This is a genomic window from Streptomyces sp. NPDC005791 (genome assembly GCF_042871485.1).
Classification (GTDB): Bacteria; Actinomycetota; Actinomycetes; order Streptomycetales; family Streptomycetaceae; genus Streptomyces.
In genome coordinates this window covers 262,156-282,113 of the sequence record NZ_JBIAIP010000004.1, presented here as the reverse complement: position 1 = coordinate 282,113, position 19,958 = coordinate 262,156, and the positions used below count along the sequence as shown (strand labels likewise).

General features: G+C 67.4%; 18 protein-coding genes. 9 read left to right on the top strand and 9 right to left on the bottom strand.

Annotation, left to right across the window (positions count from 1 at the left end):
* Window positions 1-19 precede the first annotated feature (19 nt).
* The 3 genes from gnd to dnaA form a co-directional block, all read right to left on the bottom strand.
* Window positions 20-898, bottom strand: a complete 879-nt coding sequence (gnd, locus tag ACFYSH_RS10820; protein WP_359463605.1) for a phosphogluconate dehydrogenase (NAD(+)-dependent, decarboxylating) — start codon at window positions 896-898, stop codon at window positions 20-22.
* Window positions 899-1,043: 145 nt separating this feature from the next.
* Entirely contained in the window at window positions 1,044-2,174 is a 1,131-nt protein-coding gene (gene dnaN / locus ACFYSH_RS10815; RefSeq protein WP_359464132.1) for a DNA polymerase III subunit beta, read from the bottom strand.
* A 966-nt stretch (window positions 2,175-3,140) separates the two neighbouring features.
* Complete coding sequence (dnaA, locus tag ACFYSH_RS10810) at window positions 3,141-4,913, bottom strand: chromosomal replication initiator protein DnaA (RefSeq protein ID WP_388751883.1); 1,773 nt, start codon at window positions 4,911-4,913, stop codon at window positions 3,141-3,143.
* A 381-nt stretch (window positions 4,914-5,294) separates the two neighbouring features.
* Here dnaA and rpmH point away from each other — a divergent pair, with 381 nt between their 5' ends.
* From rpmH to ACFYSH_RS10765, 9 genes are all read left to right on the top strand, one after another.
* On the top strand, window positions 5,295-5,432 hold the full coding sequence (rpmH, locus tag ACFYSH_RS10805) for a 50S ribosomal protein L34 (RefSeq protein WP_014047156.1): 138 nt from the start codon (window positions 5,295-5,297) through the stop codon (window positions 5,430-5,432).
* Between the two features lie 18 nt (window positions 5,433-5,450).
* Window positions 5,451-5,822, top strand: a complete 372-nt coding sequence (rnpA, locus tag ACFYSH_RS10800) for a ribonuclease P protein component (RefSeq protein WP_359463612.1) — start codon at window positions 5,451-5,453, stop codon at window positions 5,820-5,822.
* On the top strand, window positions 5,819-6,178 hold the full coding sequence (yidD, locus tag ACFYSH_RS10795; protein ID WP_356430091.1) for a membrane protein insertion efficiency factor YidD: 360 nt from the start codon (window positions 5,819-5,821) through the stop codon (window positions 6,176-6,178). The genes rnpA and yidD overlap by 4 nt, the downstream gene beginning before the upstream one ends.
* A gap of 3 nt (window positions 6,179-6,181) precedes the next feature.
* Window positions 6,182-7,450 carry a membrane protein insertase YidC gene (yidC, locus tag ACFYSH_RS10790; protein ID WP_359463615.1) on the top strand — a complete coding sequence of 423 codons (1,269 nt, stop codon included), beginning with the start codon at window positions 6,182-6,184 and terminating at the stop codon, window positions 7,448-7,450.
* 14 nt (window positions 7,451-7,464) lie between these two features.
* Window positions 7,465-7,974, top strand: coding sequence for a R3H domain-containing nucleic acid-binding protein (locus ACFYSH_RS10785; RefSeq protein ID WP_359463618.1), 510 nt, complete (start codon window positions 7,465-7,467; stop codon window positions 7,972-7,974).
* A gap of 99 nt (window positions 7,975-8,073) precedes the next feature.
* Window positions 8,074-8,790 carry a 16S rRNA (guanine(527)-N(7))-methyltransferase RsmG gene (gene rsmG, locus ACFYSH_RS10780; RefSeq protein ID WP_359463620.1) on the top strand — a complete coding sequence of 239 codons (717 nt, stop codon included), beginning with the start codon at window positions 8,074-8,076 and terminating at the stop codon, window positions 8,788-8,790.
* 293 nt (window positions 8,791-9,083) lie between these two features.
* A complete protein-coding gene (locus ACFYSH_RS10775; RefSeq protein ID WP_359464135.1) occupies window positions 9,084-10,178 on the top strand; it encodes a ParA family protein in 1,095 nt (364 codons plus the stop codon).
* Window positions 10,175-11,275, top strand: coding sequence for a ParB/RepB/Spo0J family partition protein (locus tag ACFYSH_RS10770; RefSeq protein WP_359463623.1), 1,101 nt, complete (start codon window positions 10,175-10,177; stop codon window positions 11,273-11,275). Before ACFYSH_RS10775 ends, ACFYSH_RS10770 begins: the two co-directional genes overlap by 4 nt.
* Window positions 11,276-11,591: 316 nt before the next feature.
* Entirely contained in the window at window positions 11,592-12,209 is a 618-nt protein-coding gene (locus ACFYSH_RS10765; protein WP_359463626.1) for a GNAT family N-acetyltransferase, read from the top strand.
* A 124-nt stretch (window positions 12,210-12,333) separates the two neighbouring features.
* Here the strand turns inward: ACFYSH_RS10765 and trxA are convergent, their stop codons facing one another.
* The 6 genes from trxA to murJ all read right to left on the bottom strand — a co-directional run bounded on the left by trxA (window position 12,334) and on the right by murJ (window position 19,958).
* Complete coding sequence (gene trxA, locus ACFYSH_RS10760) at window positions 12,334-12,669, bottom strand: thioredoxin (protein ID WP_359463629.1); 336 nt, start codon at window positions 12,667-12,669, stop codon at window positions 12,334-12,336.
* A gap of 41 nt (window positions 12,670-12,710) precedes the next feature.
* Entirely contained in the window at window positions 12,711-13,682 is a 972-nt protein-coding gene (trxB, locus tag ACFYSH_RS10755; RefSeq protein ID WP_359463632.1) for a thioredoxin-disulfide reductase, read from the bottom strand.
* A gap of 126 nt (window positions 13,683-13,808) precedes the next feature.
* A complete protein-coding gene (locus tag ACFYSH_RS10750; protein WP_359463635.1) occupies window positions 13,809-14,735 on the bottom strand; it encodes a hypothetical protein in 927 nt (308 codons plus the stop codon).
* Entirely contained in the window at window positions 14,732-15,430 is a 699-nt protein-coding gene (gene sigM / locus ACFYSH_RS10745; protein ID WP_359463638.1) for an RNA polymerase sigma factor SigM, read from the bottom strand. The genes ACFYSH_RS10750 and sigM overlap by 4 nt, the downstream gene beginning before the upstream one ends.
* 523 nt (window positions 15,431-15,953) lie before the next feature.
* Window positions 15,954-17,669: a serine/threonine protein kinase gene (locus tag ACFYSH_RS10740; RefSeq protein WP_359463640.1), complete on the bottom strand. Its 1,716-nt coding sequence runs from the start codon at window positions 17,667-17,669 to the stop codon at window positions 15,954-15,956.
* A 129-nt stretch (window positions 17,670-17,798) separates the two neighbouring features.
* Window positions 17,799-19,958 (bottom strand): murein biosynthesis integral membrane protein MurJ, encoded by a 2,160-nt coding sequence (gene murJ / locus ACFYSH_RS10735; RefSeq protein ID WP_359463643.1) that lies wholly within the window; start codon window positions 19,956-19,958, stop codon window positions 17,799-17,801.

Below are 19,958 nucleotides of genomic sequence, written 5' to 3'. Positions count from 1 at the left end.
TCCCGCGGCCTGCGGGGTCCTACTTCTTGTTCTCGACCGCGTGGCCGCCGAACTGGTTGCGCAGCGCGGCGATCATCTTCATCTGCGGCGAGTCGTCCTGGCGCGAGGCGAAGCGCGCGAACAGGGACGCGGTGATCGCGGGCAGCGGCACGGCGTTGTCGATGGCGGCCTCGACCGTCCACCGGCCCTCACCGGAGTCCGCGGCGAAGCCACGGAGCTGGTCGAGGTGCTCGTCGTCGTCCAGCGCGTTGACCGCCAGGTCGAGCAGCCAGGAACGGATGACCGTGCCCTCCTGCCAGGAACGGAAGACCTCGCGCACGTCGGTGACGGAGTCGACCTTCTCCAGGAGCTCCCAGCCCTCGGCGTAGGCCTGCATCATCGCGTACTCGATGCCGTTGTGGACCATCTTGGCGAAGTGGCCGGCGCCGACCTTGCCCGCGTGGACCGAACCGAAGTCACCCTCGGGCTTGAGCGCGTCGAAGACGGGCTGGACCTTGGCGACGTTCTCCTCGGTTCCGCCGTACATCAGGGCGTAGCCGTTCTCCAGGCCCCAGACTCCACCGGAGACGCCGCAGTCGACGAAGCCGATGCCCTTGAGACCCAGCTCGACGGCGTGCTTCTCGTCGTCGGTCCAGCGGGAGTTCCCGCCGTCCACGACGACGTCGCCCGGGGAGAGCAACTCGGCCAGCTCGTCGATGGTGGACTGGGTCGCGGCACCCGCCGGGACCATCACCCACACGACGCGCGGACCCTTGAGCTTGCCCACAAGCTCTTCGAGGCTGTGGACATCGGCGACGTCCGGGTTGCGGTCGTAACCGATGACCGTGTGCCCTGCGCGGCGAATGCGCTCGCGCATGTTGCCGCCCATCTTGCCGAGGCCGACGAGACCGAGCTCCATCAGAGATTCCTTACGCGTTGTGCCGATTCGTACCCAGGACCGAGCCTACGCCCGGCCGGGACAGCACGGCGGGGTGCAGCACGATGGGCCCGCTCTGCGCTGAGCCTGCCCGCCGGAAACTGCCATGACAGGAACGACCGCCGGATCAGCCGGAGAGGCGGACCGGCATGATCAGGTACTTGTACGAGTCGTTCGCCTCGGCGTCGACGGCCGCCCGGCCGCTGAGCAGAGCCGGCTTGGTCGACGTCGTGAAGGAGAGCTGGGCGACCGGGGAGTCGATCGCGCTGAGTCCGTCGAGCAGGAAGGTCGGGTTGAAGGCGATCGAGATGTCGTCGCCCTCGAGCACGGCGTCGACACGCTCCACAGCCTGTGCGTCGTCACTGGAACCGGCCTCCAGGATCAGCACGCCCTGCTCGAAGCTGAGCCGCACAGGGGTGTTCCGCTCGGCAACGAGGGCCACACGCTTGACGGCCTCGACGAACGGGGCGGTCTCGATGACCGCGACCGAGTTGAACTCGGTGGGGAAGAGCGTCCGGTACTTCGGGAGGTCGCCCTCGAGCAGCCGCGTGGTCGTACGGCGGCCGGCGCCCTCGAAACCGATGAGCCCTTCGCCGGCACCCGAGCCGGACAGCGCCAGAGTCACCGTGTCGCCGCTGGTCAGTGCCTTGGCGGTGTCGAGCAGTGTCTTGGCGGGCACCAGGGCCACGGCCGAGGCGTCGGGGTTCTCCGGCTTCCACAGGAACTCACGGACCGCGAAGCGGTAGCGGTCGGTCGAAGCGAGGGTGACGGTCTCGCCCTCGATCTCGATCCGGACACCGGTCAGGACCGGGAGGGTGTCGTCACGCCCGGCCGCGATGGCGACCTGGGCCGCCGCGGAGGCGAAGACCTCACCCGGGACGGTGCCCGTGGCGGTCGGCATCTGCGGCAGCGCCGGGTACTCCTCCACAGGAAGGGTGTGGAGTGTGAACCGCGAGGAGCCGCAGACCACCGTGGCCCGCACACCGTCGGTGGAGATCTCCACCGGCCGGTTCGGCAGGGCGCGGCAGATGTCGGCGAGGAGTCGTCCGGAGACGAGCACCGTGCCGTCCTCCTCGACCTCCGCGTCCACGGAGACCTTGGCCGAGACCTCGTAGTCGAAGCTCGAGAAGCTGAGGGCGCCGTCCTCAGCCTTCAGCAGAAGGCCCGCAAGAACGGGCGCCGGCGGACGGGCCGGGAGGCTGCGGGCCACCCAGGCCACTGCCTCCGCGAGTACATCGCGCTCCACCCGGATCTTCACCGGAACCGCCTCCTGCTGTTGCTCGCTCGCCCTGCTGGCCTTCGTCGTCTGACCGGGGCTCCCTGCCGATGGGCTGGGGAGGCCGCCGGGGTCCAGTCTGACGTACGGCGCCGACAGCCGTTGCTGCTCGGGGTCAAGTCGCACCAAGAGGTTCGCCGAGCTCGCCGCTCGAGTTGTGCACAGGCCCCACTTCGAAGCGGATTCCTGGCTAACTCTGAGTGGTAGTAGTAGTAGGCCCTGTGGAAACCGTGGATAACGTCATTTGCGCAGGTCAGACGCCGTTTTTTGTCCACCGACCCTGTGGGTGGCACCGGTGGACAACCAGGCGATTCTGTGGACACGCGAAAGTTCTGCACACCCGATGCACAGGGCAGGGTGACTTCTCCCCAGGGCTGTCCCCAGCTTTACCCAGGTTCCCCACAGCTCAACCGAGGGTCCCTATGTGACGCCTTTCACTCTCGGCGGTGAAAGCGGGTGTTGTGTTGCCGAACAGTGGACAGGGGTGTGGAGAAGCTGGGGACAACACAGGCGCGCCTGTGGGCCGACGGTGGACAACGGCATCGTGACCCTGTGGACGGTATCTCTGTCCACAGGCTGTGGATGTTCGTTGACCACAAATCCCCAGGCATGTGACCTGGCCTGATGGAGTATCGGCAGTCGTGCCTGTGGACGCAATCTGGACAACTTCGCAGTCCCCAGGCTGTGGACGCCGGATTCCCCGTTCTTCTGTGGAGAAGGGCTGGTCCGAGGGTCGTATTCGAACACCGCGCAGGGTCTCAGCCCTTCCGCAAGCCGTGGATCTGAGCGTGACCGGGTGCGTGGAGTGGCCCCCGGAGCCCTCCAGAGGCGCTTCCCGTGGGTTTTCCGGCCCCGTTCTCAGCGGCCCCGGGCACAGAAGGGCGCCCCGGGAGGACGTCGTACGGTCCTCCCGGGGCGCCCGGGGAGCTCTGTGCGCTTGTGGTTGCCTCAGCCGTTCTTGATGCGGTTGGTGAGCTCGGTGACCTGGTTGTAGATGGAGCGCCGCTCAGCCATCAGGGCGCGGATCTTCCGGTCGGCGTGCATCACCGTGGTGTGGTCACGTCCGCCGAACTGGGCGCCGATCTTGGGCAGGGACAGGTCCGTCAGCTCGCGGCACAGATACATGGCGATCTGGCGGGCCGTCACCAGGACACGGCTGCGCGAGGACCCGCAGAGATCCTCCACCGTCAGCCCGAAGTAGTCCGCGGTCGCCGCCATGATGGCCGGCGCGGTGATCTCGGGAGCCGAGTCCTCGCCGCCCGGGATCAGGTCCTTGAGCACGATCTCGGTCAGGCCGAGGTCCACCGGCTGGCGGTTCAGGCTCGCGAAGGCGGTCACGCGGATGAGAGCACCCTCCAGCTCCCGGATGTTGCGCGAGATGCGGGAGGCGATGAACTCGAGCACCTCGGGCGGGGCGTTGAGCTGCTCCTGGACCGCCTTCTTGCGGAGGATCGCGATGCGCGTCTCCAGTTCCGGCGGCTGCACATCGGTGGTGAGGCCCCACTCGAACCGGTTGCGCAGCCGGTCCTCGAGGGTCACCAGCTGTTTGGGCGGACGGTCCGAGGACAGAACGATCTGCTTGTTGGCGTTGTGGAGTGTGTTGAAGGTGTGGAAGAACTCCTCCTGCGTCGACTCCTTGCTCGCCAGGAACTGGATGTCGTCGACCAGCAGGATGTCCACGTCGCGGTAGCGCTTGCGGAAGGTGTCGCCCTTGCCGTCGCGGATCGAGTTGATGAACTCGTTCGTGAACTCCTCGGAACTCACGTACCGCACCCGGGTGCCCGGGTAGAGGCTGCGCGCGTAGTGCCCGATGGCGTGCAGCAGGTGGGTCTTGCCGAGCCCCGACTCCCCGTAGATGAAGAGAGGGTTGTACGCCTTCGCGGGGGCCTCGGCGACGGCGACCGCAGCCGCGTGCGCGAAGCGGTTGGAGGCCCCGATCACAAAGGTGTCGAAGAGGTACTTCGGATTCAGCCGGGCGTGCGGCTCACCGGTGCCGGGCGGAGGCGCTGACTGCGTGCCCATGGGGCCGCCGCCGTTCCTTCCGGTCCCCGGGCCGCCCTGGCGGTGCTGGGGCTGCTGGTCCTGCAGATCGTGGCGGTCGCGGCTGTCACGCGGCTCGTACCCCTGGTGCTCGGGCGGCTGCGGACGGTAGTCGTGCTGCGGCTGCTGGGGGCGCGGGCTCGCGTACGGGTCACGGTCCTGGTAGCCGCCGTGCCGCGGCTGCCAGGAGAGGTCCTCCTGGGTGCGGGGCCAGGCGCCGGGCTCGGGGCGGTGCTGTTGGTAGTCCGGGTAGGCGGGACGGGCCGTAGGCATGCCGTCGTCGGAGGGCCTGGAGCCGTAGCTGTCGTAGCCGTCGTTGCGCGAGGGCTCGTCGTGCTGCGGCCCCTGGTAGCGGTGGGCCTGCTGCCCCTGGCGGGGCTGGTGCATCGGGGGCGCGGGAGGCTCGCCGGCGGAGTCGTCGACGGTGATCGCGATCCGGATCGGGCGCCCGCACTCACGGGTGAGCGTCTCGCTGATCAGCGGTGCGAGCCGGCCCTCGAGGACGCGCTTGCCCCACTCGTTGGGGACGGCCAGCAGTGCGGTGTCGGCGACGAGGGCCAGGGGCTGGCAGCGCTCGATCCACTGCTTGTCCTTCGGCTCGATGCCCTGCTGGCCCTCCCCGAGGAGTTGTTCCAGCACTCGCGGCCACACTGCGGCAAGATCGGCAGGTACGTCAGCCACAAGGCACGCTCTCTCGCATGTCCCACGAATGTGTACTTCCCGGGACGGGATGGGTCGGGTCGGGTGAGGCCCGGCAGGGGGGAAGGAAAAGAACCGGAGTTCAGCCACGGTAGTCAGGCCGACCCGCGCGGTTCAAGTTGTTGTCCACAGGCTGTGTACAGCAGGGGGTGCCGAGGACCCGGTTTGACCGGATGGCGTAGCCGCGCGTACCGTGACCAGGTCGAGTTGTCGATGGCTGCTGCCGCCTGCCTCCGATGGGCAAACATCACGATCTGTGATTGTGAAGCGGTGCACTAAGGCGTTTACGCGAGTTCCTCGTGGGCGCACGGTGACAGCCAGGCGATGTCCCGCCAACACACGAATCATTTCTGGAGCCCCCGAGTGAGCAAGCGCACCTTCCAGCCGAACAATCGTCGTCGCGCCAAGACCCATGGCTTCCGCCTGCGCATGCGTACCCGTGCCGGCCGCGCGATTCTCGCGAACCGCCGTGGCAAGGGTCGCGCCAACCTGTCCGCCTGATCGCGGCCAGGTCATGACGTGCTGCCTACCGAGAATCGGCTGAGGCGGCGCGAGGACTTCGCAGCCGCTGTACGCCGGGGACGTCGGGCCGGACGCCCGCTACTCGTCGTACATCTACGCAGCGGTGTTACGGACCCGCACGTGACAGGGGAGAGTGTTCCCCCGCCACGTGCGGGTTTCGTTGTCAGCAAGGCAGTGGGTGGAGCGGTCGTTCGCACCGCGGTGAAGCGCAAGCTTCGCCATCTGGTCCGTGATCGGCTGGCTCAGCTGCCCCCCGGTAGCCTTGTTGTCGTACGAGCGTTGCCCGGAGCGGGTGACGCCGACCATGCACAGCTGGCCCGAGACCTGGACGCCGCTCTTCAGCGGCTGCTGGGAGGGGGTGCGCGATGAAGTACCCGCTGCTGGCTCTGATCAAGCTGTACCAGTGGACGATCAGCCCGCTCCTCGGGCCCGTCTGCCGCTACTACCCGTCGTGTTCCCACTATGGATATACGGCGATCGACCGGCACGGTGCGATCAAGGGAACAGCGCTGACCGCCTGGCGCATCCTGCGATGCAATCCGTGGTCACCCGGCGGCGTGGATCACGTACCGCCACGCAAACGTCCGCGTTGGCACGAACTGCTGCGCAGCTGTGTGCGTGGCGGCAAGGGCGGGGACTCCGCCGCCGATGTGCCTTCCGGGGGGTCGGTCTCCGAACCCCTGAGCCCGGCCACAGAGACCTCGCCCAAAGCTCAAGGAGCCTGATTAGTGGACACGATTGCCAGTCTGTTCAGCTTTATCACCACACCTGTTTCGTGGGTCATCGTCCAGTTCCACAAGCTGTACGGAGCTCTCTTCGGCGATGACACGGGGTGGGCCTGGGGCCTGTCCATCGTGTCCCTGGTCATCCTGATCCGGATCTGCCTGATCCCGCTGTTCGTCAAGCAGATCAAGTCGACCCGGAACATGCAGGTGCTCCAGCCGAAGATGAAGGCGATCCAGGAGCGCTACAAGAACGACAAACAGCGTCAGTCCGAAGAGATGATGAAGCTGTACAAGGAGACGGGTACCAACCCGCTCTCCTCGTGCCTTCCCATCCTGGCGCAGTCCCCGTTCTTCTTCGCCCTGTACCACGTGCTATCGGCCATCGCCTCGGGCAAGACGATCGGCGTCATCGACCAGCCGCTGCTGGACAGCGCCCGTCAGGCGCACATCTTCGGCGCTCCGCTGGCCGCGAAGTTCATGGACAGCGAAGAGAAGGTCCAGGCGCTCGGCGCCTCCCTCACCGATGTCCGTGTCGTGACCGCGATCATGATCGTGATGATGTCGGCCTCGCAGTTCTTCACGCAGCGCCAGCTGATGACGAAGAACGTCGACCTCACGGTCAAGACTCCGTACATGCAGCAGCAGAAGATGCTGATGTACATCTTCCCGGTCATCTTCGCCGTCATGGGCATCAACTTCCCCGTCGGTGTCCTCGTGTACTGGCTGACCACGAACGTCTGGACCATGGGTCAGCAGATGTACGTGATCAACCAGAACCCGACGCCGGGCAGCAAGGCGCAGGACCAGTACCTGGGCCGCCTGCTGAAGAGCGTGACCTCTCATGGCGAGGTGCGGGGCAGGACGCGGCGCAACACCGTCAAGAGGATCGTCGCCAAGGGCCCCGACCGCAACGACATCGAGCGCAAGTTCATCACCGGCCTGGCCAAGCTGGGTCTCGCCGCCCAGGAGGACGGGACGGTCGCGAAGAGCGAAGCCGCGGTCCTCGAGGCCGAAGGCGGTGCAGCGGCCAAGCGACAGCAGCCCAAGCGCCAGACCAAGGCGAAGCGTCACACCGCAGCCACGCATCCCGGCACGGCGAAGGACTCCGGCTCCACCGGTGCGGAATCCAAGACGTCACTGGAGAAGCGGGACGCATCGCAGGACGACAAGCCGAAGCCGGCGGGCAAGTCCGCCGCGTCCGGCTCCTCACGCCAAGCCAAGTCCGGACAGCGCAAGGGCCCGCAGCGGCCCAAGCACCCGTCCAAGAAGTAAGAAGGAGTCCATCCGTGACGGAAGGCACCACCACCACGGCCGCTGAGGGCAGCGACACTCTGACCCGCCTCGAACAGGAGGGGGAGATCGCGGCTGACTACCTCGAAGGCCTGCTCGACATCGCCGACCTCGACGGCGATATCGACATGGATGTGGAGGCGGACCGGGCCGCGGTCTCGATCATCAGTGAATCGGCGCGTGAGCTGCAGAAGCTTGTGGGACGCGACGGTGAGGTGCTGGAGGCGCTGCAGGAGCTGACGCGCCTGGCCGTGCACCGTGAGACCGGTGACCGCAGTCGTCTGATGCTGGACATCGCCGGTTTCCGTGCCAAGAAGCGTGAGGTCCTGGCCGCGCTGGGCGCCAAGGCCGCGGATGAGGTCAAGAGCTCGGGCGAGCCGGTGAAGCTGGAGCCGATGACGCCGTTCGAGCGCAAGGTCGTGCACGACGCGATCGCTGCAGCAGGTCTGCGCAGCGAGTCCGAGGGCGAGGAGCCGCAGCGCTTCGTCGTCGTTCTCCCGGCCTGACCGGATCCTTGTACGATCGGCCCCGTCTGTTCGCAGGCGGGGCCGATCTTTGTCAGCCTGATAGTCAGCGTGCTAGTGCGGTACGGAAGGACGGTCCCCGTGACGGAGGAAGCAGAGCTCCCTCAGGCGCCCAAGGAGGCGCAGGCGGTATTCGGTGAGTTCTTTCCAGAGGCTGTCAGGTACGCGGAACTGCTCGCGGACGCCGGCGTAAAGCGGGGGCTGATCGGTCCTCGTGAGGTGCCCCGCCTGTGGGAGCGCCACCTGCTGAACTGTGCGGTGCTCTCCGAGGTGGTTCCCGCCGGCGTCACGGTGTGCGATGTGGGTTCGGGGGCGGGTCTTCCCGGTATCCCGTTGGCGCTGGTACGCCCCGATCTGAAGATCACGCTGCTGGAGCCGCTACTGCGTCGCACGAACTTCCTCCAGGAGGTCGTCGAACTTCTGGGGCTGGATCATGTGACGGTCGTCCGCGGCCGGGCCGAAGAGGTGCTGGGGACCCTGCAGCCCGTCCACGTGGTGACGGCCAGGGCGGTGGCCCCGCTCGATCGGCTGGCCGGATGGGGAGTGCCTCTACTCCGCCCGTACGGAGAGATGCTGGCCCTCAAGGGGGGCACGGCCGAGGAGGAGATCCACGGAGCTCGTGCCGCTCTGAGCAAGCTGGGAGTGGTGGAGACCGAGGTGCTGCACGTGGGTGAAGGTCTGGTCGATCCCGCGTCCACAGTGGTGCGTGTGGTGGTCGGGGAGAGCCCGGGCGGTGTGAGGTTCGCCGCAAAGCGAGCCAAGGCCGCACGGGTGGGCCGGACGCGACGCCGCCGATGAGCGGGAGCTGAACACGCCCGTTCCGCGCGTTTTCAGCGTACATGCAGCTCTTTGCGCCGATGCTCCATGCAAGCAGCGATATGTTCCGCCTGCGGAGTGTCGAGAGACCGCCGCTGTGCTGCAAGGGCATCGTGTTTCACGTGAAACGTCGCTCTCTGCTGCAGGGAATCATCGGTCGCGGTCGTGTGGCCGCCGCGCCGCGCGACCGCGAGCCCGTACGGGCTGCCGAGTTGTCCACAGAACCGGATTCATCCACAGAACAGTCGGCCTCGCTGGTTCACGACCCTGAAAGCATGGCAGGCTCTGTTCATTGCGAGCCTGAAGTCGAGGAGAGTGAATCCTTGCGGTCCGACGCCAACATCGCGGGACCGATGACCGACCCGGTCCCCGGTCCCCGTACCGAGTCCCTGGGGGACGGTGTTTCACGTGAAACACCGCCACCCATGGACGACACACCTATTGGCCGTGCCGCTCAGCTGGCGGTCGAAGCCCTGGGTCGCGCCGGTGAGGGGCTCCCGCGCCCCGACCGGACACGCGTCATGATCGTTGCCAACCAGAAAGGCGGCGTGGGCAAGACGACCTCCACGGTCAACCTTGCCGCCTCGCTCGCTCTGCACGGTGCGCGTGTCCTGGTGGTGGACCTCGACCCCCAGGGGAATGCCTCCACGGCTCTGGGCATCGACCACCACGCAGAGGTTCCCTCCATCTACGACGTCCTGGTGGAGAGCATGCCGCTCTCCGAGGTGGTCCAGCCGGTCCCGGACGTCGAAGGTCTCTTCTGCGCGCCGGCGACCATCGACCTCGCCGGTGCGGAGATCGAGCTGGTGTCGCTGGTGGCGCGGGAGAGCCGACTGCAGCGGGCTATCCAGGCGTATGACCAGCCGCTGGATTACATCCTCATCGATTGCCCGCCCTCGCTCGGACTGCTGACGGTCAACGCCCTCGTGGCTGGAGCGGAGGTACTCATCCCGATCCAGTGCGAGTACTACGCACTGGAGGGCCTGGGCCAGCTGCTTCGCAACGTCGACCTGGTCCGAGGACACCTGAATCCGGACCTTCACGTTTCGACGATCCTGCTCACCATGTACGACGGCCGAACCAGGCTCGCTTCACAGGTGGCAGAGGAGGTGCGCAGCCACTTCGGCAAGGAGGTGCTGCGGACCAGCATCCCGCGCTCCGTGCGTATCTCGGAGGCGCCGAGCTACAGGCAGACCGTCCTGACGTACGATCCGGGCTCCAGCGGGTCCCTGTCCTACCTTGAGGCGGCCCGTGAGATCGCGCTGAGAGGCGTCGGAGTGCATGACGAGGCCCAGCACGCTCCCACGGGCGGGCCGGCCCACAGAGGCGTCCAGAACAGTCAGCAGAGCCATTCGGAGGGCATGCAGTGAGTGAGCGTCGTAGAGGGCTGGGGCGTGGACTCGGTGCACTGATTCCCACAGCTCCACAGGAGAAGCAGATCGCGGGCCCCGCATCCGGTACGCATGCCGTGGGCTCGGCACCCGTCATGACCTCCGCGCGGGGGGTGGCCGCTGCGAAACTGGCCGGGATCTCCTCCGGAGCGGTGGTTCCGGAGCCGAGTCCGCCAGTGGGAGAGAGGGAGACCACGGCAGGGCAGACCGATGTGGCCGGGGCGTACTTCGCTGAGCTTCCCCTCGCTTCGATCACGCCCAACCCCAGGCAGCCTCGCGAGGTCTTCGACGAGGATGCTCTGGCAGAGCTGGTCACCTCCATCAAGGAGGTCGGTCTCCTCCAGCCCGTCGTCGTACGCCAGGTCGCCGAGGACCGCTTCGAGCTCATCATGGGTGAGCGCCGTTGGAGGGCGTGCGGCGAAGCCGGTCTGGAGCGCATCCCAGCCATCGTCCGCGCGACCGATGACGAGAAGCTGCTCCTCGACGCTCTCCTGGAGAACCTGCACCGGGCTCAGCTGAACCCACTGGAGGAGGCAGCGGCGTACGACCAGCTGCTGAAGGACTTCAAGTGCACGCACGATCAGCTGGCTGACCGGATCGGACGGTCCCGCCCCCAGGTGTCGAACACGCTGCGTCTGCTGCGGCTGTCGCCGCCGGTGCAGCGCAGGGTGGCGGCAGGAGTTCTTTCAGCCGGGCACGCGAGGGCCCTGCTGTCGGTGGACGACTCCGAGGAACAGGACCGGCTGGCACACCGCATCGTGGCCGAGGGGCTGTCGGTGCGTGCGGTCGAGGAGATCGTGAGCCTTCTCGGATCCGAGCCCACGAGCTCCGCGAAACCACGTGGACCCAGGGCCGGCGGCAGGGTCGCACCGGCTCTGACTGATCTTGCTTCGCGTCTCTCCGACCGGTTCGAGACGCGGGTGAAGGTCGACCTCGGACAGAAGAAGGGAAAGATCGTCGTCGAGTTCGCCTCGATGGAGGATCTGGACCGCATTCTCGGCAGTCTTGCCCCTGGTGAGGGACGCGTGCTGGAACGGGCCGTCGAGGAGGAGCAGGCCGGGGCCGACGAGGCCTGACCCTGGCGGACGGCGTGGGCGGGCCGAGTCCGGGGATTCTCCGAGACGCGGCCCGCCCTTTGCCGTCTCTCGGTGTCCCCTTCACATGCAGGTGGATACGATGCGTTCTTGTATGGCGTATCCACCACCTTGGTCCATCATCGTGATCCACCGCAGAGGAGGCGGGGGCCGTGCGATCAGTGAATCGCAGCCACCTGGTATCAGTCGGGTTGGGGCTTGGCGCTGTCGGGGGGTTCGTCGGCAGCCTGTTCCGAGAACGGAATGCGCTGGCAGCCGCGCGGGATGCGGCGGGCGAAGGAAGTGAGGAACCGCCTACATGGGGCGTCGGCTCGTACCGCTCACACTGGACAACCTTCCGGATCTCCCCAGACGCTGCCGCTCGTGTGTCTTCTGGGAACTTGACCCGGTCAGCGGGGAAGCTGCGGTAAAGGCGGGCAGGCCCGAATTCGAGAAGGAGGCCTGGATCTCCGCTGTGCTGCTGGAGTGGGGCTCCTGCGGGCGGATCGTCTACGTGGACGATGTCCCAGCCGGGTACGTTCTTTATGCTCCGCCTGCGTACGTTCCCAGGGCCACGGCTTTTCCCACCAGCCCCGTCTCCCCCGATGCCGTGCAGCTGATGACCTCGTTGATTGCGCCAGGATTCCAGGGGCAGGGACTGGGCCGTGTGATGGTGCAGACAGTGGCCAAGGACCTGCTGCGACGCAACTTCAAGGCGATCGAGGCTTTTGGTGACGCACGTTGGAAGGAACCGGCCTGCGTCCTGCCGGCGGATCACTTGCTCGCGGTCGGCTTCAAGACCGTGCGCCCTCACCCCGTGTACCCGCGGCTGAGGCTTGAGCTGCGTACGACGCTCTCCTGGAAGGAAGACGTCGAGCTGGCATTGGACCGACTGCTGGGCGCCGTCCAGAAGGAGCCGGTGCTGCGGCCTCTCTGACGGTCGCGCCGATGATCGAGGAAGCACGCAGAACGAGAGCGGCAAGACGTCAGCAGGCAAGACAGGACATGCACAACGGGCCCGCCCCGAAGGGCGAGCCCGTTTCACGTGAAACAACCAGTCGCTACTTCTGCACGATGAAGTTCTCGAGGTCGCGGAGAATGGCGGCCTTGGGCTTGGCGCCCACGATCGTCTTGGCGACCTCGCCGCCCTGGTACACGTTGAGCGTGGGGATCGACATCACGCCGTACTTCGCCGCGGTGGCCGGGTTCTCGTCGATGTTCAGTTTGACGATCTCGATGTCGTCGCCGTACTCAGCCGCGATGGCTTCCAGCGAAGGCGCGATCTGGCGGCACGGGCCGCACCAGGCGGCCCAGAAGTCCACCAGCACGGGCTTGTCGTTCTTGAGGACGTCCTCATCGAAGGAGTCGTCGGTCACGTTCTTCAGGGCGCCGGCCACGGCGACCTCCTTAACTTAGCGGGGGTGGGTTGGGGGAGCAGTCAGACTGCCGGGGTCTTCTCCGGTTCGGCGAGCTGCTCGTCGGAGAGCGCGGCCAGGTATCGCTCGGCGTCGAGAGCTGCCGAGCAGCCGGTGCCGGCAGCGGTGATGGCCTGACGGTAGGTGTGGTCGACGACGTCGCCTGCGCCGAACACCCCCTTCAGGTTGGTACGAGTCGAGGGAGCCTCGACCTTGAGATAGCCCTCGTCATCCAGGTCGAGCTGGCCCTTGAAGAGCTCCGTGCGGGGGTCGTGGCCGACGGCGATGAACAGGCCGGTCACGGGGAGCTCGGAGGTCTCGCCCGTCTTGGTGTTCCGGAGGGTGAGGCTGGAGAGCTTCTGGTCGCCGTGGACCACGGCAACCTCGCTGTCCCACGCGAACCTGATCTTCGGGTCGGCGAAGGCGCGCTCCTGCATCGCCTTGGAGGCCCGCAGGGAGTCACGGCGGTGAACGATCGTGACGGACTTGGCGAACCGGGAGAGGAAGGTCGCCTCTTCCATGGCCGTGTCCCCACCACCGATCACGGCGATGTCCTGGTCCTTGAAGAAGAAGCCGTCGCAGGTGGCACACCAGGAGACACCGCGTCCGGACAGCGCGTCCTCGTTGGGCAGGCCGAGCTTGCGGTGCTGGGATCCCGTGGTGACGATGACGGCCTTGGCGCGGTGCACCGTGCCTGCGGTGTCCGTGACGGTCTTGATTTCTCCGGAGAGGTCGACGGAGACCACGTCGTCGGGGATGAGTTCGGCACCGAAGCGCTCAGCCTGGGCGCGCATGTTGTCCATGAGCTCGGGGCCCATGATGCCGTCCTGGAAACCCGGGAAGTTCTCCACGTCGGTGGTGTTCATCAGCGCACCGCCGGCGGTGACGGCACCTTCGAACACCAGCGGCTTCAGCGACGCGCGAGCGGTGTACAGGGCGGCGGTGTAACCAGCCGGCCCGGAGCCGATGATGATCACATTACGGACGTCGCTCACGGGTTCTTCCTCGTCTCTGCGGACTGCCTACTGCCTACTGGGGCCGGTTCCATGACTCTCACCCCACCCAACGGATCCTAAGGGGCATGCATTCCCGCTGTGCCGGTCCAGCTAGCAGCATGGACCTCAGGGGCGCGTATAGGACTGCGTGAGCAGGAGCTGTCCCTTTGCCGCAGGTGTGGAATGCACGCAGGCCGCGTCGACGACGTAGGCCTGAACACGAGTGGGGTCGGTCGCGTGGGGCAGTACGACCAGGAACGCGGCTGTCCCCTCATAGGTCCCCTCTTCCACGGCCAGGGCGGGCGCGTTCCGTCCGATTCCCTGTGTGACGCAGGGGGGAACATCCACGATCGGGCTGCGGAGGGGAGTGCGGGGGGACATGACGTCGGGCGACGGGTTCCCGGGAGACGACTTGGTGTCCAGGGACGGAGCCGGGGGGTGGTCGGACGTCTCCTCGGAACCCGTTGCCTCACTCAGCAGCGTCCGGACATGGCCCTCCAGAGGGCCATGCGAGAAGTCCCCTTGGCTCTTCTTCGCAGCGCTGACTCCACGGTCGGCCGTCGCGTCGGCCGAATCCTGGGACGGCTGCAGAGACTGGAGCAGGAAGACGCTCATGCCTATGGCCGCAGCCCCGAAAGCGGTGCCGAGGATCATTGCGCGGCGCCGACGGCGGGATGAGCTCCGGCCGGGGCCGGTGGCTCCGCGTGGGTGGCCGACAGGCTTGGGCGCGGCCGGGACGTCCGTCGGCAGATCGTATGTTTCACGTGAAACAGGAATCGCCGTGCCGGCCACCTTGGCTGCGGACGCTGCCTCCGATGCCAGCGCCGCATCGATTCGGGCGGCGACATCTTCGGGCATGGGTTCGCTCAAGGGCGACGCCGTCCCCAGCAGTGAGCGCACCGCTTCGAGAGAGGTGTAGATGTCGCCGCAGTCTTCACAAGCGTCGATGTGGCGGCGGAGTACCGTCTCGCGGGCCGGGGGAAGGAGGCCTTCGGCGAGGTCCGAGATCTCCGAGACGTCCGGGTGCTGAGCCGTGTCGGTTGTGGATGTCATGCGATCCCACCTCCACCCTTCACCGCTGCAGTGTCGCTGTTGCCTGAGTCTTTCGGTCCTGACGCCGGTGGGACGGATGGCCCGTGGGTCCGGTTCCTTTCCATGCGGCCGTCCTCGTCGGCACCTCTGTTGCTGCGTAGATGAGTCAGCAAGGGAAGCAGTCTGGCCCGTCCTCGTGCACAGCGGCTCTTCACGGTGCCGGTCGGTACGTCGAGAATGCGAGCGGCTTCGGCAACGGGGTAGGCCTGCATGTCCACGAGCACGAGAGCGGCGCGCTGTTCGGCAGGCAGAGTGGCCAGTGCGGCCAGAAGCTCGCGGTGCAGGTCCTGCCGCTCAGCGGGAGCCTCAGCGGATTCGTGCGGTTCCATGAGCTGATCGAGTCGATCGGTGTCGTCGACCGGCGCCGTCCTACGCGAAGCCGTCTTACGGGCACGGTCCAGGCAGGCGTTGACGGTGATCCTGTGAAGCCACGTGGTGACGGCGGACTGGCCACGGAAGGTGTGGGCGGCGCGGAACGCGGAGACAAGAGCGTCCTGCACGGCGTCAGCGGCCTCCTCACGATCTCCGAGGGTACGCAGGGCCACGGCCCAGAGTCGGTCACGGTGCCGCCGCACGAGCTCACCGAAGGCGTCCGGGACCCCGGCGACGTGCTGGGCCAGGAGGTCCTGGTCGCTGGGCGGGTCTGATTGCTGCACGGTCCCCCTCCCTGCTCCTGAGCCCCTGCCTGCAGGCGATCAGTAGCACTCTTGCGTGATCTTGCTGCGGATGGTCTGACCGCGGGTTCTGGATCTTGGTCGGGCCGGCCCGGTCAGGGTGCCGGTCTGTCTATCACGGTTCGAGCGAGAGAGCATGGAGACGAAGAAGCCTGGCTGCAAGAGATCTGCGGCCATGAGTATCTCAGCCGCGACGCCTGCAGGTGTGGGCGTTGTCGGAGGAGCAGATACGGCACGTGCGGCTGCGTGGTGTCCTGGCGGCAGGATCGAGGAGCTGAGCGTCGACACCTGCAGGTTCGATCCTCAGCCGAGCGGCGGTTCCAGCTGTGCCGTAGCTGTTCCCAGAAACCCTGGCGTCAAGCTTCGGACGGGTTCCTCATCGCGGTGAACGGCGGCACCCAGGTGTCCGACCACGGTCTCCGCGGTCAGTCAGCAAGGACCTGCGATATCCCGCGGCGGGGGCACCGAACGGGCCGGTGAGCATGCTCCTCACCGGCCCGTTCGTTCAGCCGAGTACGGAAATCTCCGAGATGCCGCCACGGAAGCCCGATGAGCCGTCGGAGGGCAGCTCCGTGATGCGGACCAGGATGTAGCGAGTCCGAACCGGCTCGGACAGAGTCTTCTCCACGGTGCCTCCCACCGTCCCCAGGTCCGTGAGGCGGTGGGGGAAGTCGGACAGGGACGAGGGGTCGGAAGCGTCCTCGTCGGCTGCGAGCACCTCGGCCTTCTGCTGCCCTCGATACATGGTGATGTCCAGGCCGGCGACGTCCTGCGCGCTCCCGAGGTCGACGATTATGCCGCTGCCCTCCTTGCGGTTCGCCAAGTTGCCGAAGTTGGCGTAACCCATGTACCTCGGCGTGATCCAGGCGGTGTCCGACTGGCCGTCGATGGTGTTCGTCACTTCCTGCTGCTTGATTCCCGAACCGTTGGGTGTGAACTCCCTCGCTCCGGCGATATCAAGGTCCTTGAGCTGGACCGGTGCCTTCTTGTCGGCCCCGTCGTCGGCGGTCGGTGTCGGGGCCGGCTCTCCGGAGTCGTTGCCCCGGTTGATGACGGTCTCCGCCAGCTGCCAGCTACCGAGGCCCAGCGCCGCGATGAGCAGCGCGGACACCGCCCACTTGAGCGCCTTGCCCGTACGGCTCTGGAGAGGGGGCGGAGGCACTGCGATGACAGGCTGGGCGGCGGAGCTGGGGCGCGCCGATGGGCGCCCGTACGTGCCCTGCTGGTATGTCGTGCGCTGGTACTCGGGCGGCGCGGTGAACGCAGGCTCCGGGGGCAGGACGCGCGGCATGGCCGCGACGGCCTTCGCCAGCTCGTCCGGGGTGGTGCACGGCTGCTCCTGGCGCGACGCCGTGGCGCCGTCGTTGGCGAGCGCGCGCATGGCCAGTTCGGACAGACCGCGGTGGACGCCTGCCCGTACCTGGTCCGGGGGGATCAGGCCCAGGTCCTTGGGGAGCCCGGAGAGGCCGTACGCGTCGCTCTCGTAGGGCCAGCGGCGGGTCAAGGCGGCGTAGAGGAGGGCGCCGATTGCCTCGGTGTCCGTGCGCAGGGGCTGCTCGGCGGTGATACCGCGCAACGCCGCGTTCACCGCCAGACCGCGGATCCGGTACTGGCCGGTCGACGTGCGCAGGACGGCGCCGGGTGTGAGGCACAGGTGCGCGAGTCCTTCGCGGTGTGCGGCGGCCATGGCCTGCGAGATCTGGCTCACGAGCTGGTACGCGTCATGGGCCTCCAGCGGCCCCCCGGCCAGCAGAGCTGTGAGCTCAGTGGCGTCGGGCAGCCATTCGTGGACGACGTAGACGAGGTCGTCCTCCTCCACGGCGTCCAGGACCTGGACGAAGCGTGGGTCACCGAGGAGCGCGGAGGAGCGGGCCGCGGCCAGCACCGACCGCGCGCGCGGGTGATCGGCAGGCAGCAGGTGCACACCGACCGCGCGCCGCAGCTTCTCGTCCACAGCGCGCCAGCTGCTGAATCCGTCCAGTCGGGTGACGCACTCCTCGAGGCGGTAGCGCCTGGCGAGTTTGTGCCCGCTGTGCAGGTCGGGCGACGCCGGTACGGCCTCCGAGCTGCCCTGCCCGCTCGTCGCGTCCTGCTGCCTTGCGCCTTCTGCGTCCTGGGTTTGTGCCGTCCCGTCGGTCGTGGCCGCGTCCGCCTTGGCGGTCAGCGGCTCGTCGCCGCTGTTGTCGGCCACGTCGACAGCAGCCGTGCTACGTTCCGCCACCGTCGTTCCTGCCTCCCCATCCGTTGCGCGATGCCAGCCAGCTCTGCACAGTCACGCCAATTGTGCCCACACTCCGGTGCTATGCACGACACGCGGTGTCCAGCGATGGTTGTGCGGATCGGAGCGCATTCAGCGGCCGAGCCGTCCCCGGACCATGCCGACCATGCCGTTGAGTTCCTCGATACGCATCTTCTTCGCGGCGGCGAAGAAGACGCCGAGCAGGACGACGCTGCCACAGACCAGTGCCACCACCGACCCGCCGGCTCCGTCACCCAGGGTCGTCAGGAGAGCGAAGCCCACGCCGCCGCCGATGGCTGCCGCGGGGATCGCGGCCAGGCAGAGACGGGCGTAGGTGCGCACCACACGGGCACCGTCGAGGTCGCCACCGAGCCGGTTGCTCAGTCGTCGCCAAGCGATGCCGACGCCGACCGCGTAGGCCAGCCCGTAGGAGGCCGCCATCCCTACGACTGCCCACTGGGCCGGAAGAATCACGTAGCAGAGGGCGGAGGCCGCGGCATTGACCGCTGCGACGATGACCGTGTTGTAGAAGGGGGTGCGGGTGTCCTCGTACGCGTAGAAGCCGCGCAGCACGACGTACTGCACGGAGTACGGGATGAGGCCGAGGCCGAACGCCATCAGGATGAAGCCCATGGACCGTGCGGCCTCGGTGCCGCTGGACGCGTAGAGCAGGGTGCACATCGGCAGGCCGAGCGCGAGGAAGGTGAAGGCGACCGGCACGATGGCCACCGCCGAGTTGCGCAGACCTTGCGAGATGTCGTCGCGGACGGCCCCGGGGTCGTTGTCATGCGCGGCGCGTGAGATGCGGGGAAGCAGGGCCGCCATGACCGAGACGGTGATGATGGCCTGCGGCATGCCCCAGATCAGCTGGGCGTTGGAGTAGGCGAGGAAGCCCGCGCCGTCTTGGCCTGACAGCTTTCCGGCCGAGGTCGCCAGCTGCGTGACGACGATGACACCGGCCTGGTTGGCCAGCACGAACAGGACGGTCCACTTGGCGAGCTTGATCGTCTTGCCGAGCCCATGGCCCTTCCAGTCGAAGCGGGGACGGAAGCGGAACCCGGCCTCGCGGAGGTACGGGATCATGGCCAGGGCCTGGACCACCAGGCCGAGCAGTGTGCCGACACCCAGGAGCTGGACGCCCTCAGGCGGGATCGTCTCCACGCCCATCCGGGACTCGGCCGAGGTGCCGTAGACCCAGATGAACAGGCCGAAGGTGAAGATCATGACGATGTTGTTCAGGACCGGGGTCCACATCATCGCCCCGAACTTTCCGCGGGCGTTGAGGATCTGGCCCATCACCACATGGATGCCCATGAAGAAGATGGTCGGCAGGCAGTAGCGGGCGAAGGTGACAGCCACGCTGTTCGCCGCAGCATCGTTCGCGATGGTCGGTGACATCGTGTGGATGAGCCATGGTGCAGCGAAGACGGCCAGGGCGACGATCACAGCGAGGGCGACCATGACGAGCGTCAGCAGCCGGTTGGCGAAGGCCTCGCCGCCGTCCTCGTCGTCCTTCATGGACCGGACGAGCTGGGGAACGAAGACCGAGTTCAGCCCGCCGCCCACGGTGAGGATGTAGATCATCGTCGGCAGGGTGTACGCGATGGTGAAGCTGTCACCGAGCAGGGCCGCACCCAGCGCCGCGGTGATCACGAGGCTGCGGACGAAGCCGGTGAGCCGGGACACCATGGTGCCCGCCGCCATCAGCGCACTGGACTTCAGTATCCCGGCGGCCCGGCCACCGGACTTCGGAGGCACAGGAGCGGGAGCCGGCGCAGGCTCGGCAGGGGGGCCGGGAGGACGGCCGGAGCCCTCCTGATCGCGGAAGAGGTGAGCGAAGGCGTCCTGCTCCCCACGGTCGCCGGAGGCCTGGGTGACCAGGTCGTCCACCCCTACGTACTGGGTGGTCGCGGCGTGGTCGCCGTAGGGAAGGTGCCGGGAGGGGCCTGCAGGCTCCGGTGGCGGCGTCTGGGCCCAGATCCGGGGGTCGGGGGCGTACTGGGCAGCGGGAGGCTGCTGGTAGAGGGCCGGCGGCTCCTGGTAGGTGCCCGGAGGCGGCGGAGGATGCGAAGCGCGGTCGTACAGCGCCTCTGCCACCGGATCCTGCGCGGCGAGGTCCTGGGCACGGTACGGGTCGTGGTCGTACGCGTGCTGCAGATAGGGGTCGGGTGCCTCCCCGCCCCGGTCGAAGCCCGGCGGCACCGGCGGTCCGTCGGAAGAACCGGCTCCGCCCGCGCCCTGGCCGCGGTCACCGTCGTACGGCGCGTTCAT